Below are 25,924 nucleotides of genomic sequence, written 5' to 3'. Positions count from 1 at the left end.
TGCACTCGTCTTGTCTCAAGTAACCCGCGTCATGCCGATCAGATAAGGCCGTGTTCCTTGAAAAGCGCAGTCAGCGAGGTTTCGGGCCGCGGGCCCATATGGCCGATCACTTCGCGTGCGCTCGCATGGCCCATCTTGCCGGCCGTCTCCATGTCCGTCCCGGTCACCAGCCCGTAAAGGAACCCCGCGGCGAACTGATCGCCCGCGCCGGTCGCATCGACGGGGGTGATATGCTCGACCGGAACGTCTGTGCGCACGCCGTCGCGCATGATCGAACAGCCATGGCCTGAGCGTGTGCAGACGACGAGCGGGCAGATCGCGGCGACGGCCTTCAGGTCCGCTTCGAGATCATCGTTCTGATAAAGCGCGCGGATCTCTGCTTCGTTGCCGATGACGAAATCGAGCTCGTTCTCGATGAGCGACAGGAAATCCGCGCGGTGACGCTCGACGCAGAACGGGTCGGAAATTGCGATACCCGCGCGTCCACCGGCAGCCCGGCAGGCCCGTGCGGTCTTGATGAAGGCGTCCTTGCCCTTGTCCTTGTCGAAAAGGTAGCCCTCGAGGAAGACAACCTCCGCCTCTGCCGCGACGCTGTCATCCACGTCGTCGGGGCCAAGTTCAGCCGAGATGCCCAGGTAAGTGTTCATCGATCGCTCACCATCCGGCGAGACGAAGATCATCGAACGGGAGGTCGGCAATTCGCCGTCGGGCGCGGGCGGGTTCACGAAAGCCGTGCCGATCTTCTCCATCTCGTCGGCGTAGAACCGTCCGAGCCCGTCATCCTTCACACGCCCGATGAACGCGGTGCGCAGCCCGAGATTGCCGAGCCCCGCCAGCGTGTTCGCCACCGATCCGCCCGGCGCCTGCACCCGGCCTTCCATCGCGCCGTAGAGCATTTCCGCGCGATCCCGCTCCACGAGCTGCATGATCCCCTTCTCGATGCCCATATTGTCGAGGAAGGCATCCTCGGAACGGGTCAGAACGTCGACGATGGCGTTGCCGATGCCGACAACCTGGTACTTCTTCATTCGGTCTTGTCCTCAAACTGGCAGAGATCGCGGATCAGGCAAATGCCGCATTTCGGTTTGCGCGCCACGCAGACGTAGCGCCCGTGCAGGATCATCCAGTGATGCGCGTGAAGTTGGAAATCGACGGGGATGTGGTCTTCGATGGCGCGCTCGACGGCGACCACGTCCTTGCCGGGCGCGATGCCGGAGCGGTTGCCGAGTCGGAAGATATGCGTGTCGACCGCCTGCGCCGGATAGCGCCACCACATGTTCAGAACCACGTTCGCGGTCTTGCGTCCGACGCCCGGCAGGCTTTCGAGCGCGGCGCGCGAACAGGGGACCGTGCCGCCATATTCCTCGACGAGGATGCGGCTGAGTTTCATGACGTTCTTGGCCTTGTTGCGGTAAAGCCCGATCGTCTTGATATGCTCGATCAGCTTTTCCTCGCCGAGCTCCAGCATCTTCTCGGGCGTATCCGCAATCTCGAAGAGCGACGCGGTGGCCTTGTTCACACCCGCATCGGTGGCCTGCGCAGACAGCGCGACGGCGACGACAAGGGTGTAGGCGTTGACGTGGTTGAGCTCGCCCAGCGGCTCGGCCTCGGCGTCGCGGAACCGGGTGAAGATCTCTCGGATCGTGTGATAGTCGAGCTGCTTGGCCATGGCGCTCTTCTGCCCGCTTGCGGCGGGATGCGCAACAATCGGGTCGCGCGGGGCCCGCGCGAGGCGCTAAACAAAGGTCACAGCAGAAGGAGCCTCGCCATGAGCGATCTGTCCCCCCCGCCGGGCCGCAGCGCCTATCATTACGACGTGATGCGCCGCGCCATCCAAGCGGTGGATGCGCTGGGTCCGCAGGCGCGGCTCGACGATCTCGCGCGCGAGATGAACATGAGCCCGGCGCATTTCCAGCGGCTCTTCTCCGACTGGGCCGGGGTCAGTCCGAAGCGCTATCAGCAATATCTCACGCTCGGCCATGCCAAGGCGCTTCTGCGGGATCGGTTCACCACCCTCGAGACGGCGGAGGCGGCGGGGCTGTCCGGGACCGGGCGGCTGCACGATCTGTTCCTGCGCTGGGAGGCGATGAGCCCCGGCGATTACGCGCAGGGCGGGGCGGGGCTGACGATCTACTGGGGCATGTTCGACAGCCCCTTCGGCCCCGCGCTCGTCATGGGGACGGAGAAGGGCATCTGCGGCATCGCCTTTACTGCCGAGGCAGGCGAAACGGCTGCGATGGTGGACATGACCGCCCGTTGGCCCAAGGCGCATTTCGTGGAGGCGCCGGAAAAGCTGCAAGCCTGGGCTGATGCGGCCTTCGGGTCGGACGGCGAGGTCACTTTGCACCTCATCGGGGCACCCTTCCAGATCAAGGTCTGGGAGGCGCTGATGCAGGTTCCGTCCGGCCATGTGACGACCTATTCCGAGATCGCGGGCGCCATCGGCCATCCCAAGGCCGTGCGCGCGGTAGGTACTGCGGTCGGGCGCAATCCGGTCTCGCTGCTGATCCCGTGCCACCGGGCCCTGCGCAAATCTGGCGGCCTCGGCGGCTATCACTGGGGGTTGCCGGTCAAGCGCGCGATCCTCGCCTGGGAAGCCGCGCGCGCCGAGGCGAACCCCGCCCCATAGGCGGAGCCTTGCCGAGAAAATCGCGCATGTTTTTGGATAACACTGGTCCTGCAGGCTATGAAGCGGCATGTCTGAGAAGACAAAACGTAAACCGGACGAGGTAATAATGATCCGAGCGACCTCTTTTTCTCTTCTGTCGGCTGCTGGCCTGGTCGCATTGACCGCCTGCGCGCCGCTGAGTGACCCGAACAACCCCAACCGCCAGGCCCAGACCGGCGCGTTGGTTGGCGCAGGCGTGGGTGCCCTTGCCGGTGCCCTGACCGCAGGCGACGATCCTGTCGAGAAGCGTCAGGCGGTTCTGACCGGTGCGGCCATCGGTGCCGCGGGCGGCGCTGTCGTCGGCAACCAGCTCGACCGCCAGGAAGCAGCGCTGCGTCAGCAGGTCGGCAACAACAATATCGACATCCAGAACACCGGCGATCGTCTGATCGTGACGCTGCCGCAGGACATCCTGTTCGCAACGGATTCGACCGCTGTCAGCCCCAGCATCCAGGGGGACCTGATCGCCGTGGCGCGCAACCTGCAGCAATATCCCGACACCAACGTGCAGGTCATCGGCCATACCGATTCCGACGGGGATGCGAGCTACAACCTCAACCTGTCGCAGCGCCGTGCACAGGCGGTTTCGTCGATCCTGATCTCCAATGGCGTGCCGAGCTTCCGCGTGCAGTCCATCGGTCGCGGCGAAGATCAGCCCGTCGCGTCGAACCTCACGCCCGAAGGCAAGGCGCAGAACCGCCGGGTCGAGATCGTGATCCTGCCCACCGCCTGATCCGCGGAACACCGGAAAGACATGGAACGCGCCGCGGTGGCTTGCCGCGGCGCGTTTGCGTTGTAGGTCAGGGGAAACTGCCGAATAGAAAGTGCCCCATGTCTGACCTCAAGCTCCTCACCATTTCCGGCTCGCTCCGGAAGGCCTCGACCAATCGCAAGCTCGCGGCGGAGGCCGCGCGCCGCTTCGGTCCCGCCGATGTCACGATCGCCGATATCGTCTTTCCGGTTTATGATGGCGATCTCGAAGACCAATCCGGTATCCCGCCCGAGGTGCAAACCCTGGCCGACCAGATCGCGGAGGCGGATGCCGTGGTGGTCTCGACACCGGAATACAACAAGGGGATTTCGGGCGTTCTGAAAAACGCGCTCGATTGGGTCAGCCGGACCGAAGGCAATCCCTGGCGGGACAAGCCGGTTGCCCTGATGTCCGCCACCGCCGGGCGCGCGGGCGGGGAGCGGACGCAGAACATGGCGCGGCTCTGCCTCACGCCGTTCCGTCCCTATCTGCTGCCCGGACCCGAAGTGCTTGTAGGCAATACGTCGAAGCAATGGGACGAAAATGACCGTCTGACCGACGAATTCGCGATCAAGCTTCTGACGGAACTCGTGGAGGATCTGCGGGCGGCAGCGGAGGCGCGGCAGAGATGATCCCGCCTGCAGCCTCGGCGCGCTTGGATGGGTCTTAGCAGCCGGTGCCGACCATGACGACGCGCACGGTCCGCAGCATCACCTTGATGTCGGTCACGAAGGACAGCTTGCGCAGGTAATCGGCATCATAGGACGCGCGTTCGATGAAGCTCGACTCGTTCCGCTCGGAGGTCTGCCAGAAGCCGGTAATGCCGGGGCGCAGGGCGTAATAGGCCGAACCGGGATAGATCGCGCGCTGCTCGACCATCATCGGGCGCGGGCCGACGAGGGACATGTCGCCCTTCAGCACGTTCCAGAGCTGCGGTAGCTCATCGATGGAGGTCTTGCGGATGATGCGGCCCAGCGGCGTGATCCGGGGATCGTGCCGCAGCTTCTGGTGATTGCGCCACTCCGTGGCCGCTTGCGGATTGTTCGCCAGATGGCTCTCCAGCATCTCGTCGGCATTGGGCACCATCGAGCGCAGTTTCCACATGCGAAAGACGCGGCCGTTTCGACCAATGCGCTTCTGCCCGTAGAAGGGCGACGCCCCTTCGGCGCTGATCATCAGAGCGATGGGAAAGACGAGAAGCAACGCAGGCAGAGCCGCGAACAGGACGAGCGTGAAATCGAGAATACGCTTGAAGACGAGGCTGTAGGCCGATTGTTCGCCCAGCGGCGCGCCGGACACGTCATTGATCGGGCCGATTCCGGACCCTAGAAGCTTGCCACCGATATGTATGGTCACTGGTTATCCCCCGAGTACCACAGCACCGGACACACACCCGGCCATGCGAGCGTCGCACCACGCTCAAACCGACTGCGGCATCCGCCGCCTACACAAATTATGGAACACCAGCCCCCAGGTGCACACCGACGATCACGGCACAAATGTGGTCGCCCTTCGACGCCCAGCATATGCTATTGAGGCATTTTTAAGTCAATTGTAACGCTACGGCTCGTGAAGCCTGCGCCGCGGCATCGAGAGTTCGCTTCTACCCAGCCGAATATTGACGGATATCGCGTGCAATCTGGACGTGTGCAGATTGGCTGTGCCGAAGGTGGTGTTTTGGCCATTGAGCGTCGTGATCAGGCCGATCCCATTGCCCACGAGAGACCAACAATCTCCACATCCTGCGCGGGAAATTGTTGCTGCTCGGGCGACAATCGCGCGCGGACGTCGGATTGTCGCTTAAAAACGCATGACTTGCGGGTCAGAGCATTGCGTGCCTGTCAACAATATTGCCGCATGGTGCGCCCGGATGCGCGCCGTTTTGCGCAAGAGGTCGGGGCGAGGGACGAAGGGCGGCGCAAGATCCTGTGTTTCACACGCGACCGTGATGAAGCGAGATCACGAAATGTTACAAATAGCGTGGCGGGCCGGGCGGCTGTGCCCAATCCCGACCGATCCGCGCCACATTTGCGCCATATTTGAGCCGAATCGCCGCCGCCTTTACCGGCGCCGCCTCGCCTCAGCCCGTTGCAGAGCGCAGTCCGGACCTCTATGTCGCGCGATGGAGCTGCTGACGCGTTGGAGGTCACATGACGATTCACCTGTATCAAGGCGATCTGCCCGACGGGCTTGATCTCGGGCCGGAAGTGGCCATCGATTGCGAGACGATGGGGCTCAATCCGCACCGTGACCGTCTGTGCCTCGTGCAATTGTCCTCGGGCGACGGCGATGCGCATCTCGTCCAGATCGCGCAGGGCCAGACCAAGGCGCCCAATCTCGAGAAGCTGCTGACTGATCCCGGCGTTCTGAAGCTCTTCCATTTCGGCCGGTTCGACATCGCGGTGATGTACAACACGCTGGGGGCGCTGGCCGCGCCTGTCTATTGCACCAAGATCGGCAGTCGCCTCGTGCGGACCTACACGGATCGGCACGGGCTGAAGAACCTCCTGCAAGAATTGCTGGGCGTCGACATCTCCAAGCAGCAGCAAAGCTCCGATTGGGGGGCGGATACGCTCAGCACGGCGCAGCAGGAATATGCCGCCTCCGACGTTCTTTACCTGCACCGCCTGCGCGACAAGATGGACGAGATGCTGGACCGCGAAGGTCGCAAGGAGATGGCCGAGGCGTGTTTCGCGTTTCTGCCGATGCGCGCCAAGCTCGATCTCGCGGGATGGCCCGAAACCGACATCTTCGCGCATTCCTGATCCGGCATGGCACGGGGCGCAGGCATCTATTCGCAGATCGTCGCGGGGCTGAAAGTGCTCCTGCCGGTGATCGCGCTTGCACTCCTGTCGACGCTGTTCCTGTTTTCGCGCACGAATGATCCCACGCGGAACCTGCCGGTCTCGACGGTCGAAAGCCTGAAAGACCGCACGTCGGAAACCGCGACCGGCGCCACCTATTCGGGCATGACCGACAATGGCGCGGAAGTGACGATGCGCGCCCAGATGGCCCGGCCCGATCCGGACATGGTCGACCGCCTGATCGCCGAAACCTTCGATGCGACCATCGATTTTGAGGATGGCAGCCGTGTGCATATCACCGCGCCCGACGCGGAGATGGACAATGCCGCCGCGACCGCGCGGCTGACCGGCGGTGTCGATATCGACAGCTCCACCGGGTACCGCATCCGGACCGAGGCACTGACCTCCTCCATGACGCGCGTCGAGATCGAAAGCGACGGCGCGGTCTCCGCCACGGGACCTTCGGGCACGCTCGATGCGGGAAAACTGCGGATCGAGGCGGCAGACGGCCCCGATGCCGAGGATGGCGATGTGCAACTTCTTTTCACCGACGGCGTTCGGATGGTATACGAGCGCCAACAACAATGAGTGCGTGTCCCATGGTTTACCGTCTTCTCCTGGCCCTGATGGCCGGTTTCATGCCCTCCGTCCTGTTTGCGCAGGGTACGGAGGTGACCTTCGGGACCATGCAGCAGGACAGCTCGCTGCCGGTCGAGGTCAGCGCCGACCAGCTTTCGGTCGACCAATCGTCCGGCACGGCCGTCTATTCCGGCGATGTCGTGGTGGGGCAGGGCGATATGCGCCTTGCCGCAGCGCGCGTTCTCGTCGTCTACATCGAAGGCGCGGGCCAGGTCGAACGGATGGAAGCCACGGGCGGCGTGACGCTGGTTTCGGGCGAAGAGGCCGCCGAGGCCGAGCGCGCCGATTACAACCTCACAAGCGGTACCGTCGTGATGACCGGCAACGTGCTGCTGACGCAGGGCGGCAATGCGCTGACTTCCGACCGCATGGTCGTGAATCTCGAGGATGGCACGGCACAGATGGAGGGGCGCGTGCGCTCGGTCTTCCAGCCGCAGGACGATGCGGACGGAACCGCGACCGGAGCGGATCAATAAGATGGCCCGCCCCTCGCTCAGCGTGACGGACGGCGCGGCCGGCCTCACGATCAAACACCTGCGCAAAAGCTACAAGAAGCGCGTCGTGATCCGCGATGTGTCGATGTCGCTCAACCGCGGTGAGGTCGTGGCACTTCTCGGGCCCAACGGCTCCGGCAAGACGACCAGTTTCTATGCCATTGCCGGGCTGGTGAATCCCGAAGGCGGGCAGGTCCTGATCGACGGGCAGGACGCCACCTATCTGCCGATGTATCGCCGTGCGCGGATGGGGATCGGCTATCTGCCGCAGGAGATGTCGATCTTCCGTGGCCTTTCCGTCGAGGACAATATCGCAGCCATCCTCGAGATATCGCTGAGCGACCGATCCCGCCGCCGCGAACGGCTAGAGGAGCTCTTGGGCGAGTTCTCGATCGAGCATCTGCGCCGCGCACCCGCCCTGGCCCTGTCGGGCGGTGAACGCCGCCGGGTCGAAATTGCCCGCTGTCTCGCCGCAGATCCGAAATATCTGCTGCTCGACGAGCCCTTCGCGGGCGTCGATCCGATCAGCGTGGGCGATATCCGCGGCCTTGTGGCCGATCTCAAGACCCGCGGAATCGGGGTGCTGATCACCGATCACAACGTGCGCGAAACGCTCGAGATCGTGGACCGCGCCTATATCCTGCATGACGGGCAGGTGCTCATGTCCGGCACGCCCGACGAGGTGGTCCGGAACGAGAATGTCCGGCGCGTTTACCTGGGCGACAGCTTCCGTATCGGTTGAGCGGACGGTTTTAACGACCCGTCCGGTTTTGTTTGACAGACGGGCGCGGCATGTCCTCAAATGGGAGGATGACGCCGCGCGATTTTGCAGTCCGCAACCGACAATGCCTTCGTTCGGGGGCGGTCGACTACAAGCAAAACGGCAGGCGCCATCTTTCGGCCATGGGTTCGTGTGACTGCTGGATTCCGTATCCCGCCACCGTGCCGCATCGCCCTATATAAAAAGAAGGACACCATTCATGCGCTACCAGATCACGGGAAAACAGATCGACATCGGTGCCGCCCTTCAGACTCACGTCGAGACGGAGTTGAACGCGGTTCTCGAGAAGTATTCCGGGCGTCCGACGGATGCGACCATCGTATTTTCCAAGTCGGGTCATGAATTTGTCTGCGAGGCCACGGTTCATCTGTCGACCGGCCTGACCGCAACCGCGAAGGCCCGCGCGCCCGAGATCTATGCGTCTTTCGATGGCTGCGGCGAGAAGATGGACAAGCAGCTTCGACGCTACAAGCGCCGGTTGAAAGACCATCACAAGGAACGCACCTCGCCTGTTGAACTCATCGGCGCGTCCTCGTATATCCTCGCCGGTACGAACGAGGGCGACGAGGCGGCGGAGCCCGAGAGCCTGCAGCCCATGATCGTGGCCGAGATGGAAACCAAGATTCCGTCTTTGTCCGTCGGCGAGGCTGTGATGCAGATGGAACTTGCGGGCGCGCCGGTCTTGGTTTTCCGCAATGAAAAGAAGGACGGCGTGAACGTTGTATATCGGCGGGACGACGGCAACATTGGCTGGATCGACCCGTAACGCGACTTATCTTCAGTCGTGATCTTTGCGACCTGACGCCAGAGCAGAAAAGCATTTTCCTATGAAGTTTGTCTCTCTACTTGCGCCGAACGCGGTGAAGGTACTGTCGAGCGTTTCCAGCAAGAAACGCCTGATGCACGATCTCGCCGAGGTTGTGGAAAGCGTCTATGGCATCGACGCGCCGCGCGTGGTCGAGGCGCTGATGGAGCGTGAAAGCCTCGGCTGTACCGGGGTCGGTCACGGTGTGGCCCTACCCCATGCGCGTCTCTCCGGCATCGACGAGGTGAAGGGCGTCTTCCTGCTTCTGGAAAAGCCCATGGGATTCGACTCGGTCGACCGCCAGCCGGTCGATGTCATCTTCGGGCTGTTCGCGCCCGAGGAGGCCGGGGTCGAGCATCTCAAGGCTTTGGCGCTGGTCAGCCGCACGCTGCGGGATCCGGCCTTCTGCTCCAAGCTGCGGGCCAATCCCGACGCGTCGAAGCTTTACACGATCCTGACGGAGGCGCAGTCGGTTCAGGCCGCCTGATCGGCCAAACGATCCGCGAAACAAGACGCCCCGGTCCATTGGCCGGGGCGTTTTTTTGCGTGATGGGGGACGCTGCAGGGCTCAGCCCCATTCCGCGAAGCCGAACATCGTGTAGTCGCGCGGATAGGCTTCCTGCGCCAGCGTCTCGATCTCGTCGTCATAGATCTGCGCCAGACCGTAAGGCGCCTCGTTCGGGACGGGTACAGGCTCGCCCGGGTCGGGATGACCGACCTGCATCGCGAGGGCCGGCAGATAGGCGGCCATCTCGTCCTCACGGATCACCATGTCGGGGAAGGTGAATTCGGCCATGCCCAGCAGTGTCTGCGACTGGCTGGCCCAGTGCCCATCGGTGCGGATCGGCGTCTGTCCCGCAAGGTTGGCGCGGCAAAAGCGCAGGAATCCGGTGAAGGCGCGGCGATGATCGTCGGGCGAATAGGCCGCACCGGGCGAATTCAGCGGCAGGTCATAGGCTTTGACGAGGTGGTTGCGGATTTTCCCGAAGCTGCCCGGCCCGGTCGAGACGATCTTCGCGCAAAAGGCATCATGGGCGCGCGCGACGGGGTGGCGCAGCACCGTGAAGCTGCGATGGCCCGGACGTTCGCGCTTCCATTGCCGCAAGGTGTTCTGGCTGAACCCGGTCGTCAGCGCATCCTCGTCCACCTGGTCGAGCGCTGCGAGCCAGCGCAGAACCGCCGTTTCCGGACCGGACCGGATCGGCATGTAAAGCAGCGGGGTCTTGGCGCCCGCGACATAGCTTGGCACCAGCGGCCCGCGCCGCGGCTCGAAATTCGGCGTGCGTGACAGGTTGAACGTATCGAGACGGGCAAGCGCGCGGCTCATTTCCTCGACATTCGCGACCTTCTCGCCCACCGCCTTCGGGTTCTGCACCTTGAGGGATTTGTCGAGCCCTTCCAGACGGTCGGGCACGCCCAGCCAGGTCGCCAGACCGTTCATCACATCGACATCCTGCAGATCCTCGTAGGCGACGTAGAAGGCGGTCTGCCCGCTGCGCTGCATCCGGTTGAGGATCGTGACCTGAAACTCCTGAAGTGCTGTCAGATGCTGGGTGAACTCGGTGCTGTCGAAGGTCGCCTGCACCTCGCGCCGCTTGCGCACATTGGTCAGTTTCCACTGCCCCGTGGCCTGCGCGATCTTCCAGCTGACATAGGAGTCCACCGGGTTGCGCGTCAGCACGATCTTGGCGCAGCGCGGATCGTCGAGCAGCGTGTCCAGCACGCGCGGATCGTGGTCGTGAAAGAAGCGGAAACCGCCCAGACCATGCGGGCCATGCTTGATCTGCTGGATCAGCCGCTCGGGCTTGAGGTCGCGCTCGTCCTTGGTGATGCCCAGGATATCTTCGGAATTCGGATAGCCGACGAAATGAGGATTGAACGCCTCGCCGTGGCAGGTGACCGAAGGCAGCGCATTGAGGTTGGTTTCGAGGAAATTCGAGCCGGTCCGCATCTCTGCAAAAACGACGAAATAGTCGAAACGTCCGGGCATAAAGGTCCTTATTTCTTGACCAGGTAGGGTTTACGCGCGGGCCGCTGGCCGTGACGCGGGGCAGGATCGACGGGGAAATCTCCCATGAGATACGGATGCATACCCTGATTTTTCAGGTTTTGCAGGAATTGTCCGAACCCCGAAAGGTCTTCGAGCTTCGGAGCCTCGGCCAGGCGGCGGCTGGGCTTCTGGCCGATCTCGTCGATCAGGAGCTGCAAGGGCTCCATCGGGGCTTCGATGAATTCGGCCATCGACCAGATCCGGATATGCGCCTTGGCCTCGGAGGAGCGCAGCTCGTCCAGCATCTTCGTCTCGATCTTCTGAAGCGCGGCAGCCTCGGTGCGCAGATCGGCGAAATCGCGATTGGACTTGAACAGGGGCACCGCCCAGGCGCCTGAAATCACCGAGATCTGCGCGTTGGGGTCGCGCGCGAATTGCCAATTGACCTCAGGATTGTCATGCGGCCCGTATTGAAAGCACTGCCGCTCCCCTCGGGTGTTCCAGATCAGGTTCGTGAGGAAGGCGCGCGGATTGTAGTCGCGCAAGGCCGCGTCGTCCGACAATGCGCCGTTCAGAATGCGCTGCCCGCCTGCGAAATGCGCCCGATCCGGCGCGAAGAGGTGCCCGTGCACCTGAACGCCCGTGGCGCGCGAGAGCCAGGGCTCGAACTCCTCGAAAAGCTCCGCGAAGCCCTGAAAGACGGAGTACTTGCCCGCGGTGACGCCATTTTCCCAGCCGTAATTCGGCCAGCGGGACTGCATGTAAAGGCCCGCCCGCCCGCGCGTCCGCCGCTCGACCGCCTTGGCGAAGATGCGGTCGATCTTGCTCGGATTGGGCTCCATCCGGTTGGCTTCGCGCGCATGATCGCCCAGAAAGACGTCGTAGAGCCGTTCCGCATGCGGCCAGATCTTGCGCGCGACAAAGCAATCCGAGCGCCGCAGGAGCTTCAGGTGATCGTCGTAGAAGATGTGCGGTTTGCCCTGGAAATCGAATTTCGACAGCGTCAGCGACCGGCTTTCGATATTGGTCGAATAGAGCCGGGCGAGGGTCTGGAAGTAGCTTTCATCCGGGATCCAGACCGACTTGAAGTAGCGGTCGTATTTCGGGCGGCGCGGGTCCTGCAGGATGGCCGACAAGGTCTGCCGCGTCAGGCACCACCACTGGCTGCCCATATGCGGTGTGATCCCCTTCGGGATGCGCCGTTTGAAGCCTGCACGGCGCTGGAACTCGACGAATTTGTCAAAAAGATACCGCTGGTTCCGCCAGGAGAACGGAAACCACATAGTGAAGCGTTCCTCGTCCAGCCCGCCCACGGTCCAGGGCACATCCGCGGTGGTCGCGCTTTCGATGAAATCGGTGCTGGGCCGCGAGGCGAGGTAGTCCTGCAATTCCTCGACCGGGCGCAGCGGCAGGCAGGACCCTGAGGCAAGGTAGACATGGCGCACGTCGCGATTAGTTTTCAGCATCAGCTCGCAGGCATCCTGGGTGGCCGCAACGAGCCCCCAGCCGCCCCATTCGCAGCGATGCCGCTTGGAGAACCGGATCAGCGGTTCATCCGACAGCGCCTCGACGAGGTCGCGATAGGCGGTATCGGACACCTTCTTGTCCACATGGATCACCAGCGGGCAGCCCGCATTGGTCCAGTGCCGCGCCACCTGTTTGGTCCGACCGAGGGCCGTATGCACGAGCATGACGATGCCGACGCTCATGCCCAGTTACCCTTCGACATGAGGCCCAGAATCTCAAGCTGGCGCCAGTTGATGTACTTCTCGCTCCACTTGCACCAAAGATCCGGGTTTTCCTTCAGACCGGCGGCATAGGCCAGGTATTCCTTCGACCCGCCGTAATGCTGGCGCCGCTCCAGCTCCTCCGCGGCCTTGTGCGAGAAGGTGTCGAGAAACTTCGTGTGCAGCAGCACGCCCGATGCCTTCTCGCCCCCCCATTCGTCATAGACGAGGTTCAGACCGCGGGGCAGCAGCGTATGGGTCGAGCTGTGATAGGCGTAGCGGCGGTTCCACTTGACCAGCGGGATCTTGTTGAGGGCCGGTGCCCGCTCCGGCTCATCGGTGAAGAAGGCCCGCGCGCGTGGCCCGCCCTGAATCCACAGATTGCCGAATTTCGGGTTCTTCGAAATGGCGTAATTGCCCGCGTCGAACCACGATGCGATCTCCAGCGGGTCGCGGCCCGGGGAATAGGGTTCGGCGTCGATGCGCCCCTTGGGGTACATGTCGAGCAGCATCGCCCCGAAGGACTTGATCGACGAGGCGTCCAGCCAATCGGTCAGCGCCCGGATCGGCCGCGTGTCGCAGAACGGATAGAGAAACAGCTCGTCGGGATCGACCACGAGGCACCAGTGATCGTGGCCGTATTTCATCTGCAGCCAGTTCATCCAGTCGACGCCGAACCGCGCGCGCTTGTAGCTCGCGCGCGTGGTCCAGACCGAGACATCGGGTTGCTTCGACAGATAGTCGAGCGAGCCATCCGTGCTGTCATTGTCGACCATCAGGAAGTGATCGACGCCCATCTCGCGGTAGTATTTGAGGAAGTATGGCAGGCGCACGCCCTCGTTCCGTGCTGTGGAGATCACGAGGATATCGGACGGCTTGATCTGCTTGGTCCGATCGGCAATGGCGCGCAGATCGCGGCGCTTGCGGAAGGCGCGGATGCGCCAGCGCCGACGTTGCAATCGCAGCCTGTATGATTGCCAGACGCCCAAATCCGCTCCCGCTCACAACCTACCATGCGGCACAGAGAGTGCCTCGAACCTTCACCGGTTATCAGACCCGGTTTAACAACCTCTTGAAATGGCTGCGCCAGTCGGGCGGGGTCCATGCGGCCGACTGGTCAGTCATTTCAGATCGCGGCGGCTTTGTCTGCTGTGCCAGACGGATAATCGCCGCCTCCCAAGGATAGCGGTCGTGCAAATCGGCGTAAATGGCTTGATCGCCCAACACTTCGCGCAGCACCGGAAGTGTGTTGCACAAGACAGGTACGCCCAATTGCAGGGCTTCGGCGGGGGGCAGGCCGAACCCTTCGGCAAGGCTCGGGAAGAGCAGGCCGCGACTGTCCCGCAAAAGGGCCGTGACCGCGGCATCGTCGAGACCGGCAAGCTCGTGCACATGGGGTGGTTGCAGATCGAGCCGTGCGAAAACCTCGTCATTGTTCCAGCCCCGCGCGCCAAGGATCAGAAGGTGCGGAGCGGCATGGCCGTGGCGCGCGACCAGATCCTCCCAGATATCGAGCAGGAAGGCATGGTTCTTGCGCGGCTCGATCGTGCCAAGCGCCACGAAATAGGGCGCATCCTGCCGGGGTCCGTCAGGGGCCGCGCCGGGCTGCGGCGGCGCGACGCCCAGATGCGCCACAAGGATCTCCGGCGGATCGGGGCAGTGGCGCGCGATATCGTCCGCCGTGGCCTGCGAATTGGCGATGATCAGATCGGCCTCGGCCATCACCCGGTCGAAGAGAGCGCGAAAGCGCGGCACGCTGCCCGGCCGCTGCATCTGCGGCAGATCGAGCGGGATGGTATCGTGGATCATCACCGCGATGCGCAGCCCCGGCACGGCCCTGAGCCCGCGGAACGTGGCGCCCGTCAGGCTGCTGTGCCCCACGTTGAGATAGCTTGTGCCCGGGGGCAGGTGCCGGGCCAGCATCCGGCCCAATTGGCGCGGTCGTGCGCGGGCGATGGCATCGCGCCGTAGATCGCTTTCGACGCCCGCGCGGACCGGATCGCCGCGTCTGGCAAGCCGGGAGAAGAGGGTGGGCGTGCCGATCTCGCCCTTGTCCAGACGCTCCTCGAAAGCGGCGCAACCCGCCTCGTCGATCAGCAGGTAGCCGAGGGCGGTTCGGATCAGGCCGAAAAGCGGCGCGGGCGCCGCGATGAGGTGCGCGAGGTAGGCCCGTTCGACCCTGTCCACGCCAGTCATCTGCCGTCCCGCGCGGCTGACCAGCCGCGTCAGGTCGAGGCAGCGGGCTTGGGGCTCAACGCTCATGATGGCCGGTTTGCTGCCGGGCCCGGGCACCTTCGATCATCGGCGTCCCGGTGGAGCGATGGGGCGCGCGGCCGGGTTCATCGGCCGCGCGGGAAGAGTTCGAAACGCGCTTGGTCGCATCCCGGGCGCGGCGGGCACCCGCGGTCATCGGGACCTCGCGATTGGTCACGGCGCGGGAGGCAGCAGCGCCATGGGCTCAGCCCGCCGCCTTGTCCGCGGCGACTGTCTCATGGAGGAAGGCGCGCAGATCGTCGCGCAGGTCGGGTCGGTTCAGACCGAAGGCCACGGTCGCCTGCAGGAAGCCCGCCTTCGAGCCGCAATCGTACCGCTCGCCCTCAAAGCAGAGCCCGTGCACGCCTTCGCCGTCGATTTCCTGTGCGATGGCGTCGGTGAGCTGGATCTCGCCCCCGGCGCCGGCCTTCATGGTGTTCAGGTTGTCGAGGATCTTGGGGCTCAGGATATACCGGCCGATCACCGCGAGGTTCGAGGGCGCCTCCTCGGCCTTGGGCTTTTCGACCATGCCGCGCACCTTGACCAGCGCCTCGCCTTCCCGCTGGGCGTCGAGGATCCCGTAGGCCGAGGTCTTTTCCTGGGGCACTTCCATCGCGGCGACCATGTTGCCGCCGGTTTCCGCATAGGCCTCGACCATCTGCTGAAGGCAGGGCGTCTCGGCGGCGATCACGTCGTCGGGCAGCATGACCGCGAAGGGCTCATCCCCGATGAGACGCCGGGCGCACCAGACCGCATGACCGAGCCCAAGCGCCTTGTGCTGACGGGTATAGGCGACCTCACCCGATTCCATGTTGGTGGATTTCAGGATCTCCAGAAGCTCGTCCTTGCCCTTGGCGGCAAGCTCGGATTCGAGTTGCGGGGCGATGTCGAAGTAATCCTCAAGCGCGCCCTTGCCGCGCGAGGTCACGAAGATGAACTCCTTGATGCCCGCCGCGCGCGCCTCGTCGATGGCGTATTGCACGAGCGGACGGTCCACGAGGGTCATGATCTCCTTCGGCACCGACTTTGTCGCGGGCAGAAACCGCGTGCCCAGACCCGCAACCGGGAAGATGGCCTTTGAAACCGTGTTCGACATGAAATGCTCCTAATCCACTCGCTGAACCATATCTTTCGGGTCGGTGATTAACACCCGCCAATGACATGGGAATACTGAAAAACTACTCCGACCGCGTCAAAGGTTGCGAAACCGGCGTAGTCGCGCCGCTTCCTCGTTCACGCGACCGGCGAACGTCCGCCACCGGAAGACCGGCCCGTCCCGGTCTGATCGTCCGAAAAGGCCACCATCCTGAACCCAGACCCCGTCGGGGCGAAACCGCATCCTGTGGTAAAGCGTGGTCGGGCTGAGGCAGAGCCGCGTGACCGTATCTCCCGCCTTGACGGCCCTCTGCGCCTCATTGTCGGCGGCGCTCCGCGCCCAGACGCGGCAGGGGATCAGGCGGTGCGATGCGCCGGGTGCGGCCGAAAACGGCAGAAACCCTGAAGCCGCGCGGGGCAGGGGGGCAAGCGTGGAAAGCTCGCGCGCCTGCCCCGCCTTGATCCCGCGGGCCAGCCCCCGCATTAGCCGCACCACGTCACCCGGATCGAGCGGGCCGCGTTGCATCGCCCGTAGAAGGCGCGTCCGCTGTTCCTTGTGAAAGGCCGCAAGGGCCGCCTGATGCAGCTCCGAAGGGGCATGGCGGCGCAGGAACACGGCCTTCGAGGCGCCGATCTCGGTCAGGTCGCGCGGAGTGCGGTCGGCATGGCGCCGCGCGCTCGGCGCGATCCCGTGATGGACCCGCGCCAGGGGCACCAGGGCGGTGCCGGCGCCGGTGGCCGCGATCCGCATGTTCAGATCGGTCTCGTCGAGAAAGAAGCGATAGGCCGGGTCGAAGCCGCCAAGGCGCGCCAGCACGTCGCGCCGAACGGCCATGTTGGTGCCCTCGGTCTTGATCGCGCGGCCCGCCGCCGGATGGAGGATTTCGGGCGCCTCGTCGTCGAGATGCAGGGGGTGCCGATTGCCCGTCACATCGACGGTGCCCGCCCCCCATTGCAGCGAAAACCCGTTGCGCCCGATGACGAAACCGCCCGTGGCCGCGACCGCGTCTGTCTCGAAGGGGGCTGTCAGGCGCGACAGCCAGGACGGCTCCGGTACGGCGTCATCGTCGATGAAGGCCACGACCTCGCCCGCGGCGGCGGCGATGCCGCGATTGCGCGCCGCCGAGATGTTGGGCAGGTCATAGGCCACCGTCTTGATCTCGGCGGCCTTGGGATGCGCTTCTATCGCGGCGAGCCCGTCGTGGCAGGCGACCACCACCACCTCGAAGGGCGCGTGGTCGAGCTGCGCCAGCCCGGTGATGCACCGCGCCAGCGCCGCCGGTCGGTCCCGGCTGACAACGACGATGCTGACGGGCCGCATTGTCATGCGGGGCTCAGCCCTTTTTCAGATCGACACCCGGGGCATAGGCGATGAAGAACGGGTTCGCGAAGCCCGGCTTGCCGTAGGTCAGGGTGCTGTGGTTGTCGAAACGCACGACGCGCCCGCCCGCGCCCGCCAGAACCGCATGCCCGGCGGCGGTGTCCCATTCCATCGTGCGGCCCAGACGCGGATAGAGATCCGCCTCCCCGGTCGCGACGAGGCAGAACTTCAGCGACGATCCCGCCGAGGTCATGTCCTTCACGTCATAAAGGCCGATATACTCGTCGGTGGCCGCGTCGCGGTGCGATTTCGAGGCGACGACCATCAATGCCGCATTGTCCGGGTCCGTCACCTTGAGAGGCTTCGTCTCGCCGGGCGTGTCGGGGTCGAACGGGCCCTCTTCCTCGACCGAGGTGCCGACGCTGTCGGTATAGAACATCCGGCCTTTCGCGGGCGCATAGACCACGCCGCGCGTGGGCAGGCCGTCTTCGACGAGCGCGATATTCACCGTGAAGTCGCCGCGGCGATTGATGAATTCCTTGGTGCCGTCCAGCGGATCGACAATCAGGAAGGTGGAGACGTCCTGCTCGTGGCTGTCGGCCTGTTCCTCGGTCACCAGGGCGACATCGGGGAAGGCATCGCGCAACCCGGCAGAGATCAGGGCATCGGCGGCCTCGTCGGCTTCGGTCACGGGGGAGGCGTCGGACTTCGTCTTCACGTCGAAATCGTCCGCATTGTAGATGTCCATGATCTTGTCGCCCGCTTCGAGCGCCAATTTGCGAAGGATTTTCGTCAATTCCGAATAATTCAAAGTCTCGCCTTTCCCGCGGCACAATCGTCGCGTTCATTGATTTGAAATCGCCCTGAACTTATGGTGCGCGAAACAATTGGCCGCAAGCAGTGATGGCCAGGACCGACCGGGAGCGGAGCAGGCCCCATGTTCGAAGCAAACAAACCGCGCACCAAAGCCGCGGGTGCCCTCCAGATTGCGGAGCTGATCTTCCACAATGCCGCACGCTCCGTGCGTCAGGGGCATAACAACGCGATCATGGCGATCGTGATGAACATGGCGCAGACCGTGATCTTCACGCTGGCCTTCTTCTTCATGTTTCAGCTTCTGGGGATGCGGTCTGCGCCCATTCGCGGCGATTACATGGTGTTCATCATGTCGGGCGTCTTCCTCTACATGTCCCATATCAAGACGATGAGCGCCGTGCGCGCCGCGGGCAATGCGCTGGGCCCGATGATGCTGCACGCGCCGATGAACACCTTCGTGACGATCCTGTCGGCGATGATGTCGACGCTTTACACGCAGACGATCACGTTGATCCTGATCCTGTTTGTCTATGACGCCTGGATCGCGCCGGGGGCGCTTGCCTCCATCCATCAGCCGGTGAAGGCCTACGGGATGTTGCTTGTCGCCTGGGGGTCGGGTGCTGCCATCGGCATGGTCTTCATGGCCGCCGCGCCCTGGGCGCCGGTGCCCATCGGGATGGCCACCACGATCTATGCGCGGGCCAACATGATCGCCTCGGGCAAGATGTTCGCGGCCAACATGCTGCCCCCGAAGATGCTGGCCATGTTCGACTGGAACCCGCTCTTTCACGCCATCGACCAGGCGCGCGGCTATGCTTTCTTGAACTACTGGCCGCGGAATTCCTCGCTTGAATACCCGCTTTGGTGTATCGTGACCTTCGTGATGATTGGTCTGATGCTCGAATTCTACACGCGGCGGAACATCTCCGTCTCCTGGGGCGCGCGCCGATGAGGGGCGCGTCGGCCCTGCTGGCGGCGATTCTTTTCGCCGCGCCGGTGGCCGCGCAGGACCTGCCCGCGCTCTACGATGTGACCGGGGTTGCGGCGGACGACGTGCTGAATGTCCGCGAGGGGCCATCGGCCTCTTCCACACAGATCGGCACCCTGGCGCCCGATGCCTCCGATATCGAGGTCTCCGCGATCGATGGCGGCTGGGGCCGCGTCAACACGCAGGAACGCTCGGGCTGGGCATCGCTGTCGTTCCTGAGCCGACAGGCGGGGCAATGGGCTGAAGGGTTGCCTGATCCGCAGACCTGCTTCGGGACGGAGCCGTTCTGGTCGCTCGACATTTCGGGCGACATGTTCGCCTTCCAGTTCTTCGACAAGGGGCTGCAATCCGGACCTATCACGCTGCGCACACGCGCCTCCGGGCGTCCGGACCGCTTCGCCTTCGCGGGCGAGGCCGGGGCGGAGCGCGCGATCCTCGTGATGGGGCGGGCCGAATGCAGCGACGGCATGTCGGACCGGCTTTACGGCCTGACGGCGGATTTCCTGATCGGCGACACGCTTTATTCCGGCTGCTGCTCGGTCGCACCCGACTAGGTGACGACCCGCAGGGTCAGGTTGATCCGGCCCCCCTTCGGCAGCAGCGTCGACGATCCCGGCCGGATGCGGTCGATGCCGTGATAGCGCAGCCGCGCCGCACCGCCCATCACCGCCACATCCCCCGACCTCAGCCAGATCGACTCGGTCTTGCCGCCGCGGGTCTCGTTTCCGATGCGAAAGAGCGCGTCATCGCCGAGCGAGATGGACACGACCGGCTCATTGAAATCCGCCTCGTCGCGATCCTGATGCAGACCCATCTTCGCGCCTTCCGCGTACCAGTTGATGAGGCAGCATTCGGGGCGGCGCGTGCTGCCGGAGACCGCGTCCCAGACCGCAAGAACCCGCTCCGGGATCGGCGGCCAGGCCGTGCCCGAGGGATGACGGTCTTCGTAGCGATACCCCTTGCGGTCCGTCACCCAGCCGAAGCGGCCCGCAGCCGACATCGCGACCGACATCTTGTGCCCGCGCGGCGTGACGGGCGTGACCAGCGAAGCCTGCGCCAGACAGGCGCGCAAATCTTCGACCAGCCGCTCCTGCTCGGCACGGTCGAGGAGTTCGGGATAGATCGCGACATCGCGCAAAAGAACGGGTTGAGGCATGCCCGCCATGCTGCGCCAGCGCGGCCCGGAGGAAAACCCCCCGCAGGACCAATCCTGAAAATCCGCGGATTCTTTCCCGCAGCGGCGCTTGCAGCCCCAAAACCCGCTTCTTATATACCCCACGACCGCGTGATCGGGGCCACCGCCCGGGTCGCGCATCGGAAATCGGGATGGGGAATGCCGGAATGGGTCCCCGTTTCGGGACATCGCCTTGAATCAAGAAGGGATCGAAATCATGGGTAAAGTGATCGGTATCGACCTCGGCACCACCAATAGCTGCGTCGCAATCATGGATGGCAGCCAGGCCCGGGTGATCGAGAATGCCGAAGGCGCGCGGACGACCCCGTCCATCGTGGCCTTCGCCGAAGAAGAGCGTCTCGTCGGTCAGCCTGCCAAGCGCCAGGCCGTGACCAACCCCGAAAATACCGTGTTCGGCGTCAAGCGTCTGATCGGTCGTCGGTTCGACGACAGCGATCTGAACAAAGACAAGAAGAACATGCCGTACGAGATCATCGACGGCGGCAACGGTGACGCCTGGGTCGAGGCGCGCGGCGAGAAGTATTCGCCCTCCCAGATTTCGGCCTTCATTCTGCAGAAGATGAAAGAGACCGCCGAGAGCTATCTCGGTGAAGAGGTCGACCAGGCGGTCATCACCGTCCCGGCCTATTTCAACGACCAGCAGCGTCAGGCCACCAAGGACGCGGGCAAGATCGCGGGCCTCGAAGTGCTGCGCATCATCAACGAGCCCACAGCGGCGGCGCTCGCTTACGGTCTCGACAAGAAGGAAACCAAGACGATCGCGGTCTATGACCTCGGCGGCGGTACCTTCGACGTCACCATTCTCGAGATCGATGACGGCCTGTTCGAGGTGAAGTCGACCAACGGCGACACGTTCCTCGGCGGTGAAGATTTCGACATGCGGATCGTCAATTACCTGGCGGACGAGTTCAAGAAAGAGAACAATGTCGATCTGACCAAGGACAAGATGGCCCTTCAGCGCCTCAAGGAGGCTGCGGAAAAGGCGAAGATCGAACTGTCCTCGGCTTCCCAGACCGAGATCAACCAGCCGTTCATCTCGATGGGGTCCAACGGTCAGCCGCTGCATATGGTTATGAAGCTGACCCGCGCGAAGCTGGAAAGCCTCGTCGGTGATCTGATCAAGGCGTCGATCAAGCCGTGCCAGGCCGCGCTGAAGGATGCGGGCCTCTCCACCTCCGACATCGACGAGGTCGTTCTCGTCGGCGGTCAGACACGGATGCCCAAGGTCGTCGAGGAAGTGACCAAGTTCTTCGGCAAGGAGCCGCACAAGGGTGTGAACCCGGACGAAGTGGTTGCCATGGGTGCCGCCATCCAGGCCGGTGTTCTGCAGGGTGACGTGAAGGACGTGGTTCTTCTGGACGTGACGCCGCTGTCGCTCGGCATCGAGACGCTGGGTGGCGTCTTCACCCGCCTGATCGACCGCAACACCACGATCCCGACGAAGAAGAGCCAGGTCTTCTCCACCGCCGAGGACAACCAGAACGCGGTGACCATCCGGGTCTTCCAGGGTGAGCGCGAGATGGCGGCGGATAACAAGATGCTCGGCCAGTTCAACCTCGAGGACATCCCGCCCGCACCGCGCGGCATGCCCCAGATCGAGGTGACCTTCGACATCGACGCGAACGGCATCGTCTCCGTTGGCGCCAAGGACAAGGGCACCAACAAGGAGCAGAAGATCACCATCCAGGCTTCCGGCGGTCTGTCCGACGCGGATATCGAGCAGATGGTCAAGGATGCCGAGGAGAACGCGGATGCCGACAAGCAGCGCCGCGAACTCGTCGAGGCCAAGAACCAGGCGGAAAGCCTGATCCACGCCACCGAGAAGTCGGTCGAGGATCATGGTGACAAGGTCGACCCGACCACCGTCGAGGCGATCGAACTGGCCGTGGCCGCGCTGAAAGACGACCTCGAGGGTGAGGATGCCGAGAAGATCAAGTCCGGCATCCAGAACGTCACCGAGGCGTCGATGAAGCTGGGCGAGGCGATCTACAAGGCCCAGGCCGATGATGGCGACACCCAGCCCGAGGCGGATCAGGGCGAAGGCGGCTCCGACGACGATGTTGTCGATGCCGACTTCGAGGACCTTGGCGAAGACCGCAAGCAGGGCTGAGATCGACCCGGAACCCGATGAAGGGGCCGGTCCGGATGCCGGGCCGGCCCTCTCACGTTCCGACAAAGTCAGGAGGGCATGAATGTCCAAACGCGACTATTACGACGTGCTCGGCGTGGCCAAGGGCGCATCGGCCGACGAGATCAAGAAAGCCTATCGCCAGAAGGCGAAGGAACTGCATCCCGACCGCAATTCCGACAATCCCGATGCCGAAGCGCAGTTCAAGGAAGCCAACGAGGCCTATGACGTCCTGAAGGATGCCGAGAAGAAAGCGGCCTATGACCGGTTCGGTCACGCGGCCTTCGAAGGCGGCATGGGCGGCGGTGGTCGTCCTGGTGGCGGTTTCGGCGGTGGCGGTCAGGGCGATTTCGCCTCCGCCTTCTCGGACGTGTTCGACGATCTGTTCGGCGATTTCATGGGTGGGCGCGGTGCCGGTCCGGGCGGGCGTCAACGCGCCGCGCGCGGCGCCGATCTGCGCTACAACCTGCGCGTGACGCTCGAAGACGCCTTTGAGGGCCTGCAGAAGACGATCAACGTGCCGACCTCCGTGGCCTGTGGCGCCTGTTCCGGCTCCGGCGCGGAAGGCGGGGCGGAGCCCACCACCTGTCCGACCTGCTCGGGCATGGGAAAGGTGCGTGCAACGCAGGGCTTCTTCACGGTCGAGCGGACCTGCCCGACTTGTTCCGGGCTTGGCCAGATCGTCAAGAACCCGTGCAAGGAATGCCATGGCGCGGGCCGGGTCGAGAAAGAGCGTGCCCTGTCGGTGAACATTCCCAAGGGCGTCGAGACCGGCACGCGGATCCGTCTCGCCGGGGAAGGTGAGGCCGGGATGCGCGGCGGGCCGCCGGGCGATCTCTATATCTTTCTCGACGTGGCCGAGCATCCGATCTTCGAGCGCGACAATGTCAATCTGCATTGCCGGGTGCCGGTCTCCATGACCTCTGCGGCGCTTGGCGGCGATATCGAAGTGCCGACGATCGATGGCGGTCGCAGCCGGGTGAAGATCCCGGGCGGGTCGCAATCGGGACGTCAGATGCGGCTTCGCGGCAAGGGCATGCCGTCGCTGCGCGGCGGTGCCCCGGGCGACATGTTCATCGAGCTGGCGGTCGAGACGCCGGTCAACCTGACCTCGAAGCAGAAGGAACTTCTGCGCGAGTTCGAGGCGCTGAGCGAAGACAACAACCCTGAATCCAAGAGCTTCTTCAAATCGGTGAAAAGCTTCTGGGACAGCATGAAAAGCTGAGGCGAGGACGCCCGCACGGGCGGAGGAGCTGCTCCTCGAGCCCTTGCGGGCTCGCCTCGCGCGTGACGCCACGTTGCGGCTGACAGGCCGCGTCTGCTCATGTGAAGTCGCCCGCAACCAGGGAGGCTTCTCATGACCGATTTTCCCCACCTTCTCGCGCCGCTCGATCTGGGCTTCACGACGCTGAAGAACCGCGTGCTGATGGGCTCCATGCACACCAACCTCGAAGAGGTGGGCGACTGGAACCGGGTGGCGGAGTTCTATGCCAGCCGTGCACGCGGCGGTGCGGCGCTCATGGTCACGGGCGGCATGGCCCCCAACCGCGAAGGCGGCGTCTTTCCCGGAGCGGCCGGGCTTTTCACCGATCAGGACATCGCAAATCACCGCATGGTCACGGGCCGCGTCCATGATGCAGGCGGCAAGATCGCGATGCAGATCCTGCATGCAGGCCGCTATGCCTATGGCCCGGAATGCGTGGCGCCTTCGCCGATCAAATCGCCGATCTCGCCCTTCGCGCCCAAGGAACTCGACGAGGCGGGCATCGAGAAGCAGATCGCGGACATCGCCACCGCCGCCTCCCGCGCGCGCGACGCGGGCTATGATGGCGTCGAAGTGATGGGCTCGGAGGGATATTTTCTCAATCAGTTCATCGCCAGCCACACCAACAAGCGCACCGACCGTTGGGGCGGCTCCTACGAGAATCGCATCCGTCTCCCGATCGAAGTGGTGCGCCGCGTCCGCGAGGCGGTCGGCCCGGATTTCATCCTGATCTATCGCCTCTCCATGATCGACCTCGTGCCGAACGGCTCGACCTACGACGAGGTGGTGCAACTGGCCCAGGAGGTCGAGCGGGCCGGCGCCACGATTATCAATACCGGCATCGGTTGGCACGAGGCGCGCATCCCGACCATCGCCACCTCCGTACCCCGCGCGGCCTTTGCCTGGGTAACCAAGAAGCTCATGGGCAAGGTCTCGATCCCGCTCATCACCTCGAACCGGATCAACACGCCGGACGTGGCCGAAGAGGTCCTCGCGGAGGGCTGCGCCGACATGGTGTCCATGGCGCGGCCCTGGCTGGCGGATGCGGATTTCGTGATCAAGGCCGCCTCTGGCCGTGCGGCGGAAATCGCGCCCTGCATCGCCTGCAACCAGGCCTGTCTCGACCACACTTTCCAGGGCAAGGTGTCGTCCTGTCTGGTGAACCCGCGCGCGGCCTTCGAGACGGAAATCGTGATCGAGAAGGCCCCGACGCCGAAGCGCGTCGCGGTCGTGGGCGCGGGGCCTGCGGGCCTCTCGGCCGCGTTGACGGCGGCAGAGCGGGGCCATGACGTGACCCTCTTCGACAAGGCCAGCGAGATCGGCGGACAGCTCAACATGGCCAAGGTCATCCCCGGCAAGGAGGAATTCCGCGGCCTCGTCGACTGGTTCGCGCATATGGTCGAGATCCGCGGCATCACGCTGCGCCTCGGAACTGAAGCCCGGACCCAGGACCTGCAAGGCTTCGATGACGTGATCGTCGCCACCGGCGTCACGCCGCGCGATCCCCAGATCCCGGGCCAGGATGCGCCCAACGTTCTGAGCTATATCGACGTGCTGCGCGGTGGCGCGGAGGTCGGGCGCCGGGTCGCCGTGATCGGCGCGGGCGGGATTGGCTTCGACGTCTCGGAATTCCTCGTGACCGGGGACAGCCCGACGGAAAACCTGCCCGAGTGGATGCGCGAATGGGGCGTCACGGATACGGCGGTGGCCCGCTCCGGTCTCGCCCCGGAAGGACCGCAGCCCGACAAGGCGGTGCGCCAGGTCACGCTTCTGCAGCGCAAGGCGGAAAAGCCGGGCAAGCGGCTGGGCAAGACCACCGGCTGGATCCACCGGATGGGCCTTCAGATGAAGGCGGTCGAGATGAAGGCGGGCGTCAATTACGAAGCCATCGATAGCGAAGGCCTGCACATCTCCTACGGCGCGGCGCGCGAGCGGCCGGAAGTGATCGCTTGCGACACGGTCGTTCTTTGCGCGGGGCAACTGAGCGAACGCAGCCTGGCCGATGCGCTAGAGGCGCAAGGCGTTGGCTGCCACGTGATCGGCGGCGCGGATGTGGCGGCCGAGCTTGACGCCAAGCGCGCGATCGATCAGGGCGTGCGACTGGCCGCGACGCTTTAAGGCGGACCCAGCCAACCCTGCCTTAAACGCTCCGTTTCAACGGGGTGGGATTTGGCCCGTAGCGAAAGTTATGTGCGCTTCCAAAGG

At 64.1% G+C, this 25,924-nt stretch carries 25 protein-coding genes; 14 read left to right on the top strand and 11 right to left on the bottom strand.

Annotated elements, in window-relative coordinates; translation table 11 throughout:
• Positions 1 to 38: 38 nt before the first annotated feature.
• The gene (locus FIV09_RS16935; protein ID WP_152451818.1) at positions 39 to 1,028 is read right to left on the bottom strand and encodes an adenosine kinase; all 990 of its coding nucleotides are present in this window, start codon (positions 1,026 to 1,028) and stop codon (positions 39 to 41) included.
• Positions 1,025 to 1,669, bottom strand: a complete 645-nt coding sequence (nth, locus tag FIV09_RS16930) for an endonuclease III (protein ID WP_152451816.1) — start codon at positions 1,667 to 1,669, stop codon at positions 1,025 to 1,027. The genes FIV09_RS16935 and nth overlap by 4 nt, the downstream gene beginning before the upstream one ends.
• Positions 1,670 to 1,768: 99 nt before the next feature.
• Here nth and FIV09_RS16925 point away from each other — a divergent pair, with 99 nt between their 5' ends.
• The 3 genes from FIV09_RS16925 to FIV09_RS16915 all read left to right on the top strand — a co-directional run bounded on the left by FIV09_RS16925 (position 1,769) and on the right by FIV09_RS16915 (position 4,051).
• A complete protein-coding gene (locus FIV09_RS16925; protein WP_152451814.1) occupies positions 1,769 to 2,629 on the top strand; it encodes a bifunctional helix-turn-helix domain-containing protein/methylated-DNA--[protein]-cysteine S-methyltransferase in 861 nt (286 codons plus the stop codon).
• 106 nt (positions 2,630 to 2,735) lie between these two features.
• Positions 2,736 to 3,401, top strand: coding sequence for an OmpA family protein (locus tag FIV09_RS16920; RefSeq protein ID WP_152451812.1), 666 nt, complete (start codon positions 2,736 to 2,738; stop codon positions 3,399 to 3,401).
• Between the two features lie 98 nt (positions 3,402 to 3,499).
• The gene (locus FIV09_RS16915) at positions 3,500 to 4,051 is read left to right on the top strand and encodes an NADPH-dependent FMN reductase (protein ID WP_152451810.1); all 552 of its coding nucleotides are present in this window, start codon (positions 3,500 to 3,502) and stop codon (positions 4,049 to 4,051) included.
• Positions 4,052 to 4,085: 34 nt separating this feature from the next.
• On the opposite strand, the gene FIV09_RS16910 is transcribed toward FIV09_RS16915, so the two are convergent.
• A complete protein-coding gene (locus FIV09_RS16910; protein WP_371417783.1) occupies positions 4,086 to 4,727 on the bottom strand; it encodes a sugar transferase in 642 nt (213 codons plus the stop codon).
• Between the two features lie 842 nt (positions 4,728 to 5,569).
• On the opposite strand from FIV09_RS16910, the gene FIV09_RS16905 reads away from it, so the two are divergent.
• The 6 genes from FIV09_RS16905 (at position 5,570) to FIV09_RS16880 (ending at position 9,429) form a co-directional block, all read left to right on the top strand.
• Entirely contained in the window at positions 5,570 to 6,184 is a 615-nt protein-coding gene (locus tag FIV09_RS16905) for a ribonuclease D (RefSeq protein ID WP_152451806.1), read from the top strand.
• A 6-nt stretch (positions 6,185 to 6,190) separates the two neighbouring features.
• Entirely contained in the window at positions 6,191 to 6,811 is a 621-nt protein-coding gene (gene lptC / locus FIV09_RS16900) for an LPS export ABC transporter periplasmic protein LptC (RefSeq protein ID WP_152451804.1), read from the top strand.
• 11 nt (positions 6,812 to 6,822) lie between these two features.
• Positions 6,823 to 7,338, top strand: a complete 516-nt coding sequence (gene lptA, locus FIV09_RS16895; protein ID WP_254702260.1) for a lipopolysaccharide transport periplasmic protein LptA — start codon at positions 6,823 to 6,825, stop codon at positions 7,336 to 7,338.
• A gap of 1 nt (position 7,339) precedes the next feature.
• Positions 7,340 to 8,098, top strand: a complete 759-nt coding sequence (gene lptB / locus FIV09_RS16890) for an LPS export ABC transporter ATP-binding protein (RefSeq protein WP_152451800.1) — start codon at positions 7,340 to 7,342, stop codon at positions 8,096 to 8,098.
• Positions 8,099 to 8,336: 238 nt separating this feature from the next.
• Complete coding sequence (hpf, locus tag FIV09_RS16885) at positions 8,337 to 8,903, top strand: ribosome hibernation-promoting factor, HPF/YfiA family (RefSeq protein ID WP_152451798.1); 567 nt, start codon at positions 8,337 to 8,339, stop codon at positions 8,901 to 8,903.
• A 61-nt stretch (positions 8,904 to 8,964) separates the two neighbouring features.
• Positions 8,965 to 9,429 carry a PTS sugar transporter subunit IIA gene (locus FIV09_RS16880; RefSeq protein WP_152451796.1) on the top strand — a complete coding sequence of 155 codons (465 nt, stop codon included), beginning with the start codon at positions 8,965 to 8,967 and terminating at the stop codon, positions 9,427 to 9,429.
• A gap of 81 nt (positions 9,430 to 9,510) precedes the next feature.
• Here FIV09_RS16880 and FIV09_RS16875 read toward each other — a convergent pair whose 3' ends face one another.
• The 7 genes from FIV09_RS16875 to cysQ all read right to left on the bottom strand — a co-directional run bounded on the left by FIV09_RS16875 (position 9,511) and on the right by cysQ (position 18,076).
• Positions 9,511 to 10,932: a sulfotransferase domain-containing protein gene (locus tag FIV09_RS16875; protein WP_152451795.1), complete on the bottom strand. Its 1,422-nt coding sequence runs from the start codon at positions 10,930 to 10,932 to the stop codon at positions 9,511 to 9,513.
• Between the two features lie 8 nt (positions 10,933 to 10,940).
• Entirely contained in the window at positions 10,941 to 12,641 is a 1,701-nt protein-coding gene (locus tag FIV09_RS16870) for a beta-1,6-N-acetylglucosaminyltransferase (protein ID WP_152451793.1), read from the bottom strand.
• Positions 12,638 to 13,624: a glycosyltransferase family 2 protein gene (locus tag FIV09_RS16865; RefSeq protein ID WP_172975785.1), complete on the bottom strand. Its 987-nt coding sequence runs from the start codon at positions 13,622 to 13,624 to the stop codon at positions 12,638 to 12,640. The genes FIV09_RS16870 and FIV09_RS16865 overlap by 4 nt, the downstream gene beginning before the upstream one ends.
• Before the next feature lie 85 nt (positions 13,625 to 13,709).
• Positions 13,710 to 14,921, bottom strand: coding sequence for a glycosyltransferase family 1 protein (locus FIV09_RS16860; protein ID WP_152451789.1), 1,212 nt, complete (start codon positions 14,919 to 14,921; stop codon positions 13,710 to 13,712).
• A 196-nt stretch (positions 14,922 to 15,117) separates the two neighbouring features.
• Positions 15,118 to 16,008 carry a UTP--glucose-1-phosphate uridylyltransferase GalU gene (galU, locus tag FIV09_RS16850; RefSeq protein WP_152451787.1) on the bottom strand — a complete coding sequence of 297 codons (891 nt, stop codon included), beginning with the start codon at positions 16,006 to 16,008 and terminating at the stop codon, positions 15,118 to 15,120.
• A gap of 96 nt (positions 16,009 to 16,104) precedes the next feature.
• Entirely contained in the window at positions 16,105 to 17,334 is a 1,230-nt protein-coding gene (locus FIV09_RS16845) for a glycosyltransferase family 2 protein (protein ID WP_152451785.1), read from the bottom strand.
• A 7-nt stretch (positions 17,335 to 17,341) separates the two neighbouring features.
• Complete coding sequence (cysQ, locus tag FIV09_RS16840; protein ID WP_371417782.1) at positions 17,342 to 18,076, bottom strand: 3'(2'),5'-bisphosphate nucleotidase CysQ; 735 nt, start codon at positions 18,074 to 18,076, stop codon at positions 17,342 to 17,344.
• 189 nt (positions 18,077 to 18,265) lie between these two features.
• Between cysQ and FIV09_RS16835 the strand changes: the two genes are divergently transcribed.
• Both FIV09_RS16835 and FIV09_RS16830 read left to right on the top strand, forming a co-directional pair.
• A complete protein-coding gene (locus tag FIV09_RS16835; RefSeq protein WP_152451781.1) occupies positions 18,266 to 19,096 on the top strand; it encodes an ABC transporter permease in 831 nt (276 codons plus the stop codon).
• Positions 19,093 to 19,686, top strand: a complete 594-nt coding sequence (locus FIV09_RS16830) for a COG3650 family protein (RefSeq protein ID WP_152451779.1) — start codon at positions 19,093 to 19,095, stop codon at positions 19,684 to 19,686. Before FIV09_RS16835 ends, FIV09_RS16830 begins: the two co-directional genes overlap by 4 nt.
• Here the strand turns inward: FIV09_RS16830 and FIV09_RS16825 are convergent.
• Positions 19,683 to 20,288: an alpha-ketoglutarate-dependent dioxygenase AlkB gene (locus tag FIV09_RS16825; RefSeq protein ID WP_254702259.1), complete on the bottom strand. Its 606-nt coding sequence runs from the start codon at positions 20,286 to 20,288 to the stop codon at positions 19,683 to 19,685. The genes FIV09_RS16830 and FIV09_RS16825 overlap by 4 nt on opposite strands.
• Positions 20,289 to 20,523: 235 nt before the next feature.
• On the opposite strand from FIV09_RS16825, the gene dnaK reads away from it, so the two are divergent.
• The 3 genes from dnaK (at position 20,524) to FIV09_RS16810 (ending at position 25,837) form a co-directional block, all read left to right on the top strand.
• Positions 20,524 to 22,437, top strand: coding sequence for a molecular chaperone DnaK (gene dnaK / locus FIV09_RS16820; RefSeq protein ID WP_152451775.1), 1,914 nt, complete (start codon positions 20,524 to 20,526; stop codon positions 22,435 to 22,437).
• Positions 22,438 to 22,519: 82 nt separating this feature from the next.
• The gene (gene dnaJ / locus FIV09_RS16815) at positions 22,520 to 23,680 is read left to right on the top strand and encodes a molecular chaperone DnaJ (RefSeq protein ID WP_152451773.1); all 1,161 of its coding nucleotides are present in this window, start codon (positions 22,520 to 22,522) and stop codon (positions 23,678 to 23,680) included.
• Between the two features lie 132 nt (positions 23,681 to 23,812).
• Positions 23,813 to 25,837, top strand: coding sequence for an NADPH-dependent 2,4-dienoyl-CoA reductase (locus FIV09_RS16810; protein WP_152451771.1), 2,025 nt, complete (start codon positions 23,813 to 23,815; stop codon positions 25,835 to 25,837).
• Positions 25,838 to 25,924: the final 87 nt, after the last annotated feature.

This window comes from Roseivivax sp. THAF197b (genome assembly GCF_009363255.1).
Lineage (GTDB): Bacteria > Pseudomonadota > Alphaproteobacteria > Rhodobacterales > Rhodobacteraceae > Roseivivax.
Note: the sequence above shows the minus strand (reverse complement) of the source record. Positions and strands in the feature narration are given on the sequence as shown.